At 32.4% G+C, this 13,613-nt stretch carries 14 protein-coding genes; all 14 read left to right on the top strand.

Annotated features, from left to right (window positions below; translation table 11 throughout):
- The first annotated feature begins 258 nt into the window (after nucleotides 1–258).
- The 14 genes from EJA19_RS12580 to EJA19_RS12650 all read left to right on the top strand — a co-directional run bounded on the left by EJA19_RS12580 (nucleotide 259) and on the right by EJA19_RS12650 (nucleotide 12,821).
- The gene (locus EJA19_RS12580; protein WP_125468736.1) at nucleotides 259–513 is read left to right on the top strand and encodes a type II toxin-antitoxin system Phd/YefM family antitoxin; all 255 of its coding nucleotides are present in this window, start codon (nucleotides 259–261) and stop codon (nucleotides 511–513) included.
- A gap of 1 nt (nucleotide 514) precedes the next feature.
- A complete protein-coding gene (locus tag EJA19_RS12585; protein WP_125468737.1) occupies nucleotides 515–772 on the top strand; it encodes a Txe/YoeB family addiction module toxin in 258 nt (85 codons plus the stop codon).
- A gap of 699 nt (nucleotides 773–1,471) precedes the next feature.
- Entirely contained in the window at nucleotides 1,472–2,047 is a 576-nt protein-coding gene (locus EJA19_RS12590) for a hypothetical protein (protein WP_125468738.1), read from the top strand.
- Between the two features lie 186 nt (nucleotides 2,048–2,233).
- On the top strand, nucleotides 2,234–2,746 hold the full coding sequence (locus EJA19_RS12595; RefSeq protein ID WP_125468739.1) for a MepB family protein: 513 nt from the start codon (nucleotides 2,234–2,236) through the stop codon (nucleotides 2,744–2,746).
- A gap of 191 nt (nucleotides 2,747–2,937) precedes the next feature.
- Nucleotides 2,938–3,450: a MepB family protein gene (locus tag EJA19_RS12600; protein WP_125468739.1), complete on the top strand. Its 513-nt coding sequence runs from the start codon at nucleotides 2,938–2,940 to the stop codon at nucleotides 3,448–3,450.
- Between the two features lie 170 nt (nucleotides 3,451–3,620).
- On the top strand, nucleotides 3,621–5,885 hold the full coding sequence (locus tag EJA19_RS12605; protein ID WP_125468740.1) for a methyltransferase: 2,265 nt from the start codon (nucleotides 3,621–3,623) through the stop codon (nucleotides 5,883–5,885).
- Nucleotides 5,886–6,036: 151 nt separating this feature from the next.
- Nucleotides 6,037–6,513: a hypothetical protein gene (locus EJA19_RS12610; RefSeq protein WP_125468741.1), complete on the top strand. Its 477-nt coding sequence runs from the start codon at nucleotides 6,037–6,039 to the stop codon at nucleotides 6,511–6,513.
- A gap of 384 nt (nucleotides 6,514–6,897) precedes the next feature.
- Nucleotides 6,898–7,296, top strand: coding sequence for an HNH endonuclease (locus EJA19_RS12725; RefSeq protein WP_158611382.1), 399 nt, complete (start codon nucleotides 6,898–6,900; stop codon nucleotides 7,294–7,296).
- A gap of 114 nt (nucleotides 7,297–7,410) precedes the next feature.
- The gene (locus tag EJA19_RS12620; protein WP_125468743.1) at nucleotides 7,411–8,208 is read left to right on the top strand and encodes a hypothetical protein; all 798 of its coding nucleotides are present in this window, start codon (nucleotides 7,411–7,413) and stop codon (nucleotides 8,206–8,208) included.
- A gap of 166 nt (nucleotides 8,209–8,374) precedes the next feature.
- The gene (locus EJA19_RS12625; RefSeq protein ID WP_125468744.1) at nucleotides 8,375–8,980 is read left to right on the top strand and encodes a hypothetical protein; all 606 of its coding nucleotides are present in this window, start codon (nucleotides 8,375–8,377) and stop codon (nucleotides 8,978–8,980) included.
- Nucleotides 8,981–9,136: 156 nt separating this feature from the next.
- A complete protein-coding gene (locus tag EJA19_RS12635) occupies nucleotides 9,137–9,877 on the top strand; it encodes a hypothetical protein (RefSeq protein ID WP_125468745.1) in 741 nt (246 codons plus the stop codon).
- A 150-nt stretch (nucleotides 9,878–10,027) separates the two neighbouring features.
- Nucleotides 10,028–10,588, top strand: coding sequence for a GNAT family N-acetyltransferase (locus tag EJA19_RS12640; RefSeq protein WP_125468746.1), 561 nt, complete (start codon nucleotides 10,028–10,030; stop codon nucleotides 10,586–10,588).
- 157 nt (nucleotides 10,589–10,745) lie between these two features.
- Nucleotides 10,746–11,384, top strand: a complete 639-nt coding sequence (locus tag EJA19_RS12755) for a hypothetical protein (RefSeq protein WP_206075179.1) — start codon at nucleotides 10,746–10,748, stop codon at nucleotides 11,382–11,384.
- 219 nt (nucleotides 11,385–11,603) lie between these two features.
- The gene (locus EJA19_RS12650; RefSeq protein WP_125468747.1) at nucleotides 11,604–12,821 is read left to right on the top strand and encodes a PIN domain-containing protein; all 1,218 of its coding nucleotides are present in this window, start codon (nucleotides 11,604–11,606) and stop codon (nucleotides 12,819–12,821) included.
- The last annotated feature ends 792 nt before the right edge of the window (nucleotides 12,822–13,613 follow it).

Here is a 13,613-nt window from a genome sequence, read left to right on the forward strand (position 1 = left end):
AAAAAGCTAATGAGGAACGAATAAAAATGAAAATGCATTTATCTGAATAAAAAGTACGTATGCCAACACCGTGTATAGCTCATTGCGGCTGAATTCCTAATCGGAATTCATTGCAATTTGCTATCTTTGGTTCTACAGCGGAAAATCCTCTGCGGATTTCCCGCAACAAGCCATACAAAAACCCGTTGGCAGCAATACGATAAAAATTGCAAATATCATATTTTGTACATATATTTGTACTTAAATAAGTATTGAATTATGCAAATTACAACCGTTTCTGACTTTAGAAAAGATATCAAAACATACTTAGACAGAGTTATCAAAAACTTTGAAACCCTAATAATTAACCGCGGAAAAGATTCTGGAATTGTTGTTATGTCCCTAGAAGAATACAATTCTCTAATGGCTACCAATCACGAATTATCTTCCCGAAAAAATGAATTGCGTTTAGATTCTGCTATTGACAAACTAAAAAATGGAAAATCATTTTCAAGAGACTTAATCGAAGACTAATATGAAATATACATTTGTTGACGAATCTTGGGAAGATTATTTATATTGGCAAAAAACGGATAAGAAAAAACTTAAAAAAATAAACGAACTTTTAAAAGATATATCAAGAAATCCATTTGACGGAATCGGAAAACCAGAACCTTTAAAACATAAATATGCTGGATTTTGGTCAAGAAGAATTGACAGTGAACATAGATTGATTTATCAATATAAAGAGGGGGAAATTTTAATTGCAAAATGCAGATTTCATTATGACTAAAAAGTACAGCTGCCAACAATGCGTATAGCCAATTGCGGCTAAAAATACTTAATCGATATTCGATGTTTTTAGCTATATTTATTTTAAACGGACAAAACCTGGCAAACCAACCCGCAACTGTCCATACTCGAAACCGTTGGGTTTAATGCTGGAGCAAGTTTGCGCAATTGAAAAAAGCCTAGTTTGATTTTCGATTTTTTTTTAGAATTTTAAGGTAGATAGTTCAGAAAAACTATCGTGCCGAATTTCAAAATTTTGTGGAATCACTACTCAAGCGTGAAATGAAAAGCAACAGCGGAATTGCTCACTCGAACGCTGACCGAATTGCTGTGCGGAATTTGACAAAAATGCGGAAAAACGGAAAACAGAACAGAACGCAAAAAAACGTCTGACTTCCACTCTGCCGAACAAAAACACAATCGGAATTTGAGCAAGTTTGCGGAATTGAAAAAACGACGGAACCCACTCAAACTCGGAAAAAAATAAATCAACGGAAAACCAAAATTTCGGAACAAAATTATAAACGGACAAAAAAGCACTAAAACCCAACAACGGCTATAATTCATTGCGGCGGAATTTTCTGCCGAAAATTCCGCGCTTTTTTGCTATCTTTCGGCTACGGCGGAAAGAATCCTGCGGATTTTTCCGCAACGAAATCATAGCCAAAACCGTTGTAACACATTTGACCAAATCAAGAAAATGCAGGAATTTAAAGATTGGAAAGAGTTTATTAACCGAATTTTAATTGACAGCGGAGAATTTAAAAAATCAACCTCTGAATTAAAAAATCAAACGGAAATAGAGACGTTCGAAGCTACTGATAAAAATTCTCTGACTGAAATTCAAGTTGGATATTTGAAAGAAAATCTACTCATCTATTTACAAATTTTCAATCCAAAAGTTCCTGGGTATAACAAATATGTAGAAGGAGAATTTTTTTATGCAAATGACTTAAACCCAGAGGAACTGAAAAATCCCGGACCACCTGCGTTGGAATTTAATGAAATGAACCGAAATGGAATTCTATCAATACTCGTAAATGGACTAAAGGGGAAAGAAGTTCAATTCCTGAAAAATGGTAGAATTTTAAAATCCAAACTTTACATTGCGGAATTTGACTCGAACTTTAGCTATTCCTATGACTTTACACAAAGAGGATTTTGGAATAAAATATTTGGAAAGAAAGTCGATAAAATGGATGGAATTGAAAAAAGAGAAATAGAATTGAATACAATATTTAACGGAATAAAAAACGTGTTACAACAACGTGTATAGCTCATTGCGGCTGAATTCCTAACCCGCCTTGCCAGGCGTGGCAGGTCGGAATTCATTGCAATTTGCTATCTTTCGGTTACGGCGGAAAATCCTCGCGGATTTCCCGCAACGAGCCATACACAAACACGTTGTGTGTAATGTAAAAAGCAACCGTAAAAACTTGAACATAAGAGATAATAATTACAAATGATTGAACTTGAAACTCTGAACAAAAATCTAATTGAGGTTAAAACAAAAATTTATGACAGATTATCTCTCAATATTTCCAATGTGAATAGTGAACTTGAAGGAACCGAATATGACGCTTGCCAATTTGAACTGAATGGAATGAAAATGATTTCAAGAAGTTCAAAAATAACACCTAAAAAAGTTGGACAATTTGTGACTTTTTGGAAGCGAAATCAAAATGGGGAAACAGAACCTTATTCTGCAAATGACCTATTTGATTTTTATATAATTAATGCAAAATTTGGAGACCGTTTTGGACAATTTGTATTTCCGAAATCTGAATTAATGAACAAAGGTTTCATAACTACCGATAAAAAGGATGGAAAAAGAGGTTTTAGAGTTTATCCAGTTTGGGATAAAACACTGAATAAACAAGCGGAAAAAACTCAAGAATGGCAACTGAACTATTTTTACGAGATTGATAAAATGACTGATTTGAAAAAAGTAAACGAATTATATAATAAAGAATAAAACACTACACACAACAATGGCTATAAGTAATTGCTCGTTCTCGCCTACTTCTGAAAATCCTCGCGGATTTTCAGTTTGGTGCGTACTTGCAAAGTTAACCGCTAAACCACGCAACTACTCATAGCCGAGACCGTTGTGTGTAATGTAAAAAGCAACCGTAAAAACTTGAACATAAGAGATAATAATTACAAATGATTGAACTTGAAACTCTGAACAAAAATCTAATTGAGGTTAAAACAAAAATTTATGACAGATTATCTCTCAATATTTCCAATGTGAATAGTGAACTTGAAGGAACCGAATATGACGCTTGCCAATTTGAACTGAATGGAATGAAAATGATTTCAAGAAGTTCAAAAATAACACCTAAAAAAGTTGGACAATTTGTGACTTTTTGGAAGCGAAATCAAAATGGGGAAACAGAACCTTATTCTGCAAATGACCTATTTGATTTTTATATAATTAATGCAAAATTTGGAGACCGTTTTGGACAATTTGTATTTCCGAAATCTGAATTAATGAACAAAGGTTTCATAACTACCGATAAAAAGGATGGAAAAAGAGGTTTTAGAGTTTATCCAGTTTGGGATAAAACACTGAATAAACAAGCGGAAAAAACTCAAGAATGGCAACTGAACTATTTTTACGAGATTGATAAAATGACTGATTTGAAAAAAGTAAACGAATTATATAATAAAGAATAAAACACTACACACAACAATGGCTATAAGTAATTGCTCGTTCTCGCCTACTTCTGAAAATCCTCGCGGATTTTCAGTTTGGTGCGTACTTGCAAAGTTAACCGCTAAACCACGCAACTACTCATAGCCGAGACCGTTGCCACACATTTGAAAAAAAACAGAACTAAACCGAAATGAAGGAAGAAATTGAAAAATTGATTTGGAAAAAAATGAACGAATTAAGAAGTTCAAACCATTTTAGCGGTTACGGAAGATTTTCCAGTACATCAACTCTTCAAAGAATTGGAAAAGAAATAGGTTTGGAACATCTAAAAAAAGTTATTTCGGACAACGAACTTTTACAAACTGCAAATTCACCAATGCAAGTCATACCGAATTTTTTATATGATTTCATAAAATTATTTGTAAATCATTTTCAACCAAAAACTATCCTCGACCCTTGGTTAACCAGAGATTCTTATCCAATCATTGAAAATTTTGAAAACTTTAGAGGAATTACTATAAATCAAGCTGAATATAATCTAATTACAAAAGGGTTTCTGAAAGACTCAAATAAAGTCAAACTTGGAGACGGACTTGAAAACATTGTTAATGAACAAAAAGAATTTGACTTCATCGTTTCGTTTCCGCCATTTGTAATGCCATCAAGAAAAGAAAACTCTACAAGTAAAGACTATTCAACAGACTTGTTAATTGAATCTTCTAATAGGCTTAAAGAAAACGGAAAATTACTTTTTTTAATGCCACAAAAATTTCTCAACGACAAGAGAATGAAACAAGCCATTTCAGATAGTAATATTTCAATAGATGGAGTTTTTTATTTAGAAGAAGGTAGCCACTACCCAATTACTTCAATAAGCACATATTTGGTAATTGCTTCAAAAGGAGATAATAAATCAACATTTACTGCAAAACTTACTTCGGACAATAATTCAAACGAAATAATTTTTAAAAATTTCATTAATGAAAAAGATGGTGTAAAAATCCAATTAGGTAAGTTCATTGAACTTGAAAACTTCAATTCATTTAAAGCATTAGAAAAAGAAGATAACTTATTCAAATTAGGCAAAAGGACAGGCTTGCCTATGACTTCATTAAACGAAGTTTCTCTAAAAATCAATACAATACGAGATATTAAACCAGAGAATGTCGAACATATACCCAATTGCATTTATGTGCCTAAAGTTGGAAATAGTGATGTGGTACACAATCCTTCTGATTTTAACATTAAACCAAAAAATTATCTACAAATAGTTCTAAATGATAATGTAAGTCCAGTTTTTATTTCAAACTACTTGAATACGCCAATTGGAAAAATATCATTAGAAAGCAGAAAAGTTGGAACAACTATTGAAAATATTACAATTTCATCTATTACAGAATTACCTCTTTTTATTCCCAAGTATCAAGACCAAATAAAACTAATAGAAGTAAATAATAAAATTGAAAATATTTCATTAGCAATTTATGAACTAAAAGAGCAACTTTGGAATAGACCAAGTTTAGTCGATAAAATTGATAAGGAAATTTCAGCTTTTGAGAAAGACAATAGTATTGAAAAATGGTTAGATAATTTACCATTTCCTATTTCATCAATTCTATGGAAATACTATGCTACAACTGACAATAGAAATAAAACAGAGCATTTATTGCATTTTTTTGAGGCATTTTCAGAGTTTCTATCTTTACTAATGTTAAGTGCTTTAAATCAAAATCCAGAATTCTATAAATCAGAAAGGCATAGATGGATAAGCAGTGATAAACAATATAAAGATTGGATTAAAAAAGCGACTTTCGGAGGTTGGAATAATTTAACAGCAAGTCTTGCAAAAGCAACTAGAACTTTATTAAACGAAAAAGAAAATAAAGAAATTGTTCTTTCATTATTCGGCAATCCAAGTAAGGAATTTTTAGATTTCATTACAAATAAAAGAGTAATTACAATCCTTGAAGAAGTAAGAGAATATAGAAATAAATGGAAAGGTCACGGAGGAGTTTCCAGCAATCAAGAAGACTTAAATAGAGTTACACTTTTAGAACAAAAGTTAAATAATTTACGTCAAGAAATTAAAGATGCATTTTCAAATTGTAAGTTAATAGTTGCTGATAATAGCAAATATAAAAATGGTGTTTTTATTTACAAAGCAAAAGAGCTTGTCGGTATTAGAACACCATTCAATGAAGTGGAAATAGAATCATTAATTCCTCTTGATGAAAGTAAACTCTATTTATTGCACGAAAATCAAAATATACCTATTGAATTACTTCCTTTCATAAAATATAATCAGGAATCAAAAGCTTGTTACTTTTATAATAGTATTGAATCAAATGACATTAGGTTTGTTTCATTTCACTTTGAACAAAATGCAGAATTTACAGAAGTATTGGATGAAAAATTTGAAGAAGTTTTAGCGATATTAAGACAAGAATCGGAATAAAAACGTGTGGCAACAATGTATAAAAATAATAGCGGTTTAATCGCTAAAAATAAAGTAAGTAAATATAAAAAAGGTCTGTGTTTAACCGAAAAGTTAGTGTGTGCAAATCCGCTACTATTCTTATACTAGACCGTTAGCAACAAGCTGAAAAATGAACTCACAAACAATAATTACGATTTTATCAATTACACTTCCTTTAATTGGAGGTGGAGCTGGATATTTATTGAAAAGTAATATTGAGAAAAAAAAGGAACTCACAAATGAAATCACAAAAGAAAGACGTGAAATCTACCAGCAATATGTGAATTTGATAATCGGACTTTTTGCCAACTCAAAAGCAAATAAGAAAAACCATCCGAATAAAATGCTGACTGATTTATATGAGTTTTATAAAAAATATGTTCTTTATGCTTCGCCAAAAGTAATAATTGCCTTTTCAGATTATTTCCAATTTATGTATGCCCAAAATGACGATGAAGAAACGGACTCAAAGCAACACCTTTTGTATATGACAAAAATAATGGCTGAAATGAGAAAAGACCTAGGATTGAAAAATAATGAACTTGGTGCAAATGGAGAAATGCTTATGAGAGCATTGATAAAAGATTATGACCGAATAATAAAATAAAGCCAGTTGCTAACAATGTATAACCGCAATTACGGCGGATTCGACTACGTCCGAATCCACTCGGAATTGCTAACGTCTGTTCTTGACCCAAAAATTAAGTAACTTTAACTCCATAACTGCGGTTATACGAGACCGTTGCCCACAAGTTTGAATAAAATGCAGGAATGTCCAAAATGTAGTTCAAAAACTATAAAAATTGATAAAACAAATACTCATTGGAATGTCTATGAGTGTGTGAATTGTACATATTGGACTTATGCGGAATTAGGTCAATGTTGCAGAAAACCACACGAAATAATAACGATTGACCACAAGTCGAACGGAAGTATAGCAATTTATTATCAATGTACGAATTGCGGTGGCTCATCGAATCGAACCAAACCATTGAGCGCAAAAAAATATGGAGAAAAAATTCGGTCTGATTTTAGTCAATCAATGTTCGAAGAATATCACGAGAATAGAAAACTTGAGGCTAAAAATTTAGCAGAAAGAAAATCTTGGTACACCAAAATAAACTCAAAACAATTCAAATATCACGAATATTTGACAAGCGATACGTGGAAAAGTATTCGTGAAAAAGTAAAAAAACGAGATAATTTTTTATGTCAAGAATGTAAATTAAAAAAGGCGGAGGAAGTTCACCATTTGAATTACGACAATGTATTCAATGAAAAAATGGAAGACCTAATTTCAGTCTGTTCGGAATGTCATATGGAATTACATAAAAAAGAAAAAAAACCAGTGGGCAACACCGTGTATAGCTCATTGCGGCTGAATTCCTAATCGGAATTCATTGCAATTTGCTATCTTCGTGTTACAGCGGAAAATCCTCTGCGGATTTCCCGCAACAAGCCATACACAAACCCGTTGTGCTTCATTATGACCAACCACTAACCAATGATAAAAATTTTTAGAAAAATCAGACAAGATTTACTTTCAAAAGGCAAAACTGGAAAGTATTTGAAATATGCTATTGGAGAAATTATTCTTGTGGTTATTGGAATTTTAATTGCACTACAGATTAACAATAAAAATGATGAAAGAAAAGCTGAAGAAAGTGTAAAAAAATTTTATGAAGCCACTATTCTGGATTTAGAAGAGGCTTCTAATGCCACAAAAACACAAATAAATTGGTTTAAAATGTACCAAGACTTAAATTTTTCTCTTTACGAGCAGTCAAGAAAACAAATCCCAAATGATTCGACTTTAAATTTTAATTTATTGATTTGGACACATTCATTCAGACCATTAATAACTGATAATTATGAATCAAAATTTGACCAAATTAATAATGACAAAATTCAAGAACTGTTTAGGGATATCATATGGAGAGAACAATTGGTGGTAGAAGCAATTGAAGAATGGAATTTAATGAAAATCGGTACATTAAGACCATTCTTTTTTAAGAATAACATAAACAATGTGGATGAATCATTCAGTGCTGAACGATATAAATTTATTATGTATGAAGTAGAATTGTTAGATAGCGATAGTTTGATTGCCCACTATAACACATCGGAATTCGACCAAATTCTATATGAATTAAGACATAAAACATCTTGGGCGATACAATGTTTTGACGGACTTGAAGCGTCTAATAAAAATTTAAGATTGGCACTCGAATACTACCTTGATGGAGATTATCTAAATCTTAATAAAATCAAGTCATTAAAATATTATATGAAAGATGAATAAGTCAAAAAATAACGAAAGCACAACAACGTGTATAGCTCATTGCGGCTGAATTCCTAACCGGAATTCATTGCAATTTGCTATCTTTGGTTCTACAGCGGGAAATCCTCTGCGGATTTCCTGCAATAAGCCATACACAAACCCGTTGTACTGCATTTGAGAAAAACATTTGAAAAAGAATTTAAACATTACAATTGGGATTATTTTATTAGTTATTGGACTAATTTTAAAATCGCTTTTTAATCATAATCTGGAATATTGGGAACTGATTAAATATTGTTCTATTTTTCTATTTGTATTCGGACTTTCAAGCTTATTATTTTCTTTATGGGAAAAATGGAACCGAAAACCTATCAAAACTTTTAAACAAATCCCTACTAATTGGATTATATTCTATTCCAAGAATATTTTCTCATTAGGACTTATGCTCTTAATGGTAATCGGACTTGAAAAAAGTGGTAAATATTTAAATTACAATTTGAGAAATTACTTTTTAAATTCCGACTCAAAAATTGCAAAAGGAATTATAATTGATTTCGTAAGGATTGATTTGCCTAAAGCTGAAGAAGAAGATTTTTATCTTATTCAATTTAATTACGGACAAAAATTAATTAAAAAAGGCTTAATAATTGAATATACAGTTTGGGATAATGACAATGAGAGCAAAAATTTTAAAATAACGGACAATGGGATTGTTGTCAATAAAATTAAAGGAGGGAAAATTGATATTATGTATTCAGAAAAATTCCCTTCATTTATAAAAATATTAGAATAAAAAACACAGTACAACACCGGCTATAGTTCATTGCTTCTGACTTTCCTCGCGGAAAGTCCTCGCAAATTTGCTATCTTCGGTTTACGGCGGAAAATCCTCGCGGATTTTCACGCAACGAAACCATAGCCAAACACGTTGTGTGTCATTTGAGAAAAAATGAGAAATCATTTAATAATCTTACTTCTAATTCTAACTTCTTGCAATTCTGACAAAATTGACAAAGCGGAAATCAATGCCTTTTCGGATATAGAAATTCGATTTAGAACAGGAGACGAAAGAATTGAATTTTACTCAATGGACATTTTTAAAAGCGGAGAAAAAATAAAAGCAATTAAAAAAAGTCCTTTTTATTACTATGGTTCTGGAACTGATTCAACTTGGACAACTGAAATCGGAAAATCTGACTTGAAATTAATAACTGAATTTATTGAAAAAGCAAAAACAATAAAAGATACTTGTTCATTCAATTCGTCATCCATTGATTACTACGATATAAAAACTAATGGAAAAGAATTTAAAATCGTTGGGAATTGTGAATGGAACGGAATTGACTACGATAGTTTGGAAAGTAAAATATTCAAACATAAGTTTATTGAATTAGAGAAAAAACGAGAAATCGTAGCTGATTCTTTGGTAAGGAGTTTTAATGGAATTTGGGACGTTTCTGGATGGGAAAATGGAGTTTTAAAAAATCGGAATTTAGTTTTGACAAGAACAACAGAAAAGGAACCAAAAATTGACGGAATTTATCGCTGGACTTTTGAAAAGGAAAAAGAAGCGGAATTCAAAGAAAAATTAGACATTGACGAAGGAAGTACATTAATCGAAATTGGAGCTTCGACATATAAAGTGCTGAATATCGAAAATGACAAAATTGAATTAAAATATTTGTGGTAAAAAAAACGCCACACAACAACGGCTATAGTTCATTGCGGCGGAATTTCCTATCGGAAATTCCTGCGTGTTTGCTAACTTTGGTTTACGGCGGAATAGTTCTGCCGAACCATTCCGCAACGAAACCATAGCCCAACCGTTACAAGCAATTTGATGAACAACGAAAAATTTTTCTCAACCGAATTAATTCTTCAAAATGAATTGATTTTAATCCGACCTTTGAAAGATTCGGATATTGATAGTATTGAAAGTATAAGTTATTCAAAAGAACTTGGTGAATTTGGAGCTAGAGTTAAAAACAGAAACGATTTAATTGAATATTTTAATTATTGTTTTTCTGCAAAAGAAAAAAAGACTCTATATCCATTTATGATTATAGAAAAAGAAAATCAAAAACCAGTTGGAATTACAATGTTTGGAAATATTGATTTCTACCATAAAAGATTAGAAATTGGATGGACTTGGATTGCGGAAAAATTTCAAGGAACTGGAATTAACGCCATCTGCAAGAAACTGCTTTTGGATTACTGTTTTAATGAGTTAATGTTAAGAAGAGTTGAATTCAAAATTGACATAAAGAATATCAAATCTCAAAAAGCAATAAAAAAACTTGGAGCTGTTAAAGAAGGATTACTTCGGAATTACAATATTCAATCATATGGAGAAAGTGAAGGAACTTATGTCTATAGTATTTTGAATAAAGAATGGAAATAAAAACTGCTTGTAACAATGTATAACCGCAATTACGGCGGATTCGACTACGTCCGAATCCACTCGGAATTGCTAACGTCAGTGTCTAACCGAAAATCATTAACTTTAAAACCGTAACTGACGGTTATACGAGACCGTTAGCATCAACCTAAGAAATACAGTGAACAACGAAACTGCGAGATATATAATCATCCACTTCCCTAATCTTTTGACCGAAAGGGAAAGGATTGCAATTCGTCATCAGAATACGCTCTCTAAACTTGCAGACAAACAAGATCCAAGAAGGATAGAAATTTATAAGGGAAAAGGGTGGCTGACAGACGATCCTGAAGTTTTAGAACTACTGAAAGACGGTTATAATAAATTTGAACTGGCAACAGCCCAAAGAATAATGGATGAAAGTAGCGATCAGGTTTTCTTGAATACTTGCCCTAAATGCAATCGCTTGACAAGAACGCCTCAAGCAAGACAATGTCGTCATTGTGGACACAATTGGCACGAGTTGACATTAGCTTCATTCAAATTGAATTGTTCATTTCAACCCACAGGACGAAAATTTTATTTAATAGGTGAGATTTTTAAAGGAGAAGTGAAAGTTGGAAATTTTATTGACTTAACAATGGTTGGGCTGAATTGCAAACCTAAGATTGAAGCGATTGAATTTGCGTTGAAAAGGGAAAATGGAATTTCTACGGAATACATATCACTTGGTACAAGCGAACTGACAGAAAAGCAGAAGGAACATTTGAAAAAGTTGGGGGCGTTCGGGACACCATTTGACATCGTAAAAGAAATATAAAATGGTATGCTGCTAACAATGGCTATAAGTAATGCGGGATTTAGTCTAAAAATCAAAGTTTTGTATTTGTAATCCGCTCGCATTTTGTATATTTAGTAATTAAAGAAACAAAATATTACAAAGTACTCGCTACGTTTCGTGCACGATTGAAAACTACAGCTTTCAATCTCCGCACTACTCATAGCCGAGACGTTGGGCTTAATTTAAAAAACAGATAGAATGAAAGATTTCTTTCCCGGATATAGTAGAAAATCAGAAGCTGAAATAAAGAATATTTGGCAAAATGGCATTATATTGTTCGATACAAATGTTCTTCTAAACCTATATAGATACTCCAAATCAACAAGGGAGACAATAGTAAACTTAATCGGAAAGTTTAAGGATCAAATTTGGTTACCTCACCAAGCGGCTTTAGAGTACAATAAAAATCGATATGAAGTAATTGCTGACCAAGAAAAGACCTACAAAGAATTCACTGAAAAGATAATTCAAATCCAAAAGGATTTACAAACTACAAGTAAGCCACCTTTCTTATCCGAAAAAGTTCATTCAGAACTAAATGAAGTATTTGAAAAAGTTAACTCTGAGGTCGAAGACAGTATCACTAAATATTGTGATTATTTGAAAGAAGATCCAATTTATAAGGACTTAGGCTCACTGTTTGAAAATCGAATTACTGAAGCATTTGAAGAAAAAGAACTTAGCAAAATATATGAAGAAGGAGAAGAGCGTTTTAAAAACAAAGTTCCTCCAGGTTATGAAGATGAAAAAAACAAATCAGGCAATCGCAAATATGGTGACTTAGTTCTTTGGAAGCAAGTGATGGCCAAAGCAAAAGAACTTGGAAAACCTGTTCTTCTAGTTACAGACGAGAGAAAAACAGATTGGTGGTGGAAAATAAAGGATGGGAGAAATATGGGGCCACGACATGAATTAGTAGCTGAAATAAGAAAGGAAGCAAATGTGGATTTTCATATGTATTCTTCTGAAAGATTTCTTTCATATGGTCAGACATTTCTAGAAGAGCAGATTAACGAAAAGGCATTGAAAGAAATTCAAGCAATGAAAAAGGCTGAAATGGAGCACATAAGAATGTTAAAAAGGCGACAAGAAAGGGAGAAGGAAAGAAATCTTGCTATACATGATCAGCTATCGTTTATTCGACATAGATACGAGACATTATCTGAACGTTTAAAAGAAATCGAGCAACAGCAGGAAGATTTAATGATAGATGCTCAAGATAACATGGAAGTTCAAGAGTATATTCATAATCTTAGTATCCATAAGGCAGAACTTGAACAGGAAATGGAACACTTAAGAGAGCAATTGATAAACCATGATAGAATTGAATTCGACCGTTCTGATAAAGATATCCGAAGAAGAAAGGTCTTGGATTATGAAAAATTTTTAGAGTACAAAAAACGTAGAAAAGAATAAAAAACTAAGCCCAACAATGGGTATAAAACATAGGTCGGACAGTGCTTTCCGCAAGTTTTGGATTCCTAACAAACTTTGTCTCGGTGGACAAGTACGCAGCTCCGAAATGCCCTACGTTTCATACCCGAGACCGTTGGGTTTAATGCTGGAGCAAGTTTGCGCAACTGAAAAAAGCCTGGTTTGATTTTCGGATTTTTTTTAGAATTTTAAGGTAGATAATTCAGAAAAAACTATCGTGTGGAATTTTAAGATTTTGTGGAATCACCACTCAAACGTGGAATGAAAAGCAACAGCGGAATTGCTCACTCGAACGCTGACTGAATTGCTGTGCGGAATTTGACAAAAATGCGGAAAAACGGAAAACAGAACAGAACGCAAAAAAACGTCTGACTTCCACTCTGCCGAACAAAAACTCAATCGGAATTTGAGCAAGTTTGTGGAATTGAAAAACGACGGAATCCACTCAAACTCGGAAAAAAATAAATCAACGGAAAACCAAAATTTCGGAACAAAATTATAAACGAACAAAAAAGCACTAAAACCCAACAACGGCTATAATTCATTGCGGCGGAATTTTCTGCCGAAAATTCCACACTTTTTTGCTATCTTCGTTTTACAGCGGAAAGAATCCTGCGGATTTTTCCGCAACGAAATCATAGCCAATACCGTTGGCAACAATATTCGAACGAAACGCAAAACAAATGAAAAACATAATATTTCTAACTATATTATTTACTTTCATATCTCAAATGAAAGCTCAAAATTATGATTTACCACCAAACCCGAAAGCTG

The organism is Mangrovimonas spongiae, assembly GCF_003944795.1.
GTDB lineage: Bacteria > Bacteroidota > Bacteroidia > Flavobacteriales > Flavobacteriaceae > Mangrovimonas > Mangrovimonas spongiae.

Excerpts from the sequence above, each read along its gene's own strand:
- EJA19_RS12600 (WP_125468739.1), top strand. The coding sequence starts at position 2,938 with ATGATTGAACTTGAAACTCTGAACAAAAATCTAATTGAGGTTAAAACA.
- EJA19_RS12580 (WP_125468736.1), top strand. The coding sequence starts at position 259 with ATGCAAATTACAACCGTTTCTGACTTTAGAAAAGATATCAAAACATAC.
- EJA19_RS12650 (WP_125468747.1), top strand. The coding sequence starts at position 11,604 with ATGAAAGATTTCTTTCCCGGATATAGTAGAAAATCAGAAGCTGAAATA.
- EJA19_RS12595 (WP_125468739.1), top strand. The coding sequence starts at position 2,234 with ATGATTGAACTTGAAACTCTGAACAAAAATCTAATTGAGGTTAAAACA.
- EJA19_RS12610 (WP_125468741.1), top strand. The coding sequence starts at position 6,037 with ATGAACTCACAAACAATAATTACGATTTTATCAATTACACTTCCTTTA.
- EJA19_RS12585 (WP_125468737.1), top strand. The coding sequence starts at position 515 with ATGAAATATACATTTGTTGACGAATCTTGGGAAGATTATTTATATTGG.
- EJA19_RS12640 (WP_125468746.1), top strand. The coding sequence starts at position 10,028 with ATGAACAACGAAAAATTTTTCTCAACCGAATTAATTCTTCAAAATGAA.
- EJA19_RS12635 (WP_125468745.1), top strand. The coding sequence starts at position 9,137 with ATGAGAAATCATTTAATAATCTTACTTCTAATTCTAACTTCTTGCAAT.
- EJA19_RS12620 (WP_125468743.1), top strand. The coding sequence starts at position 7,411 with ATGATAAAAATTTTTAGAAAAATCAGACAAGATTTACTTTCAAAAGGC.
- EJA19_RS12605 (WP_125468740.1), top strand. The coding sequence starts at position 3,621 with ATGAAGGAAGAAATTGAAAAATTGATTTGGAAAAAAATGAACGAATTA.
- EJA19_RS12590 (WP_125468738.1), top strand. The coding sequence starts at position 1,472 with ATGCAGGAATTTAAAGATTGGAAAGAGTTTATTAACCGAATTTTAATT.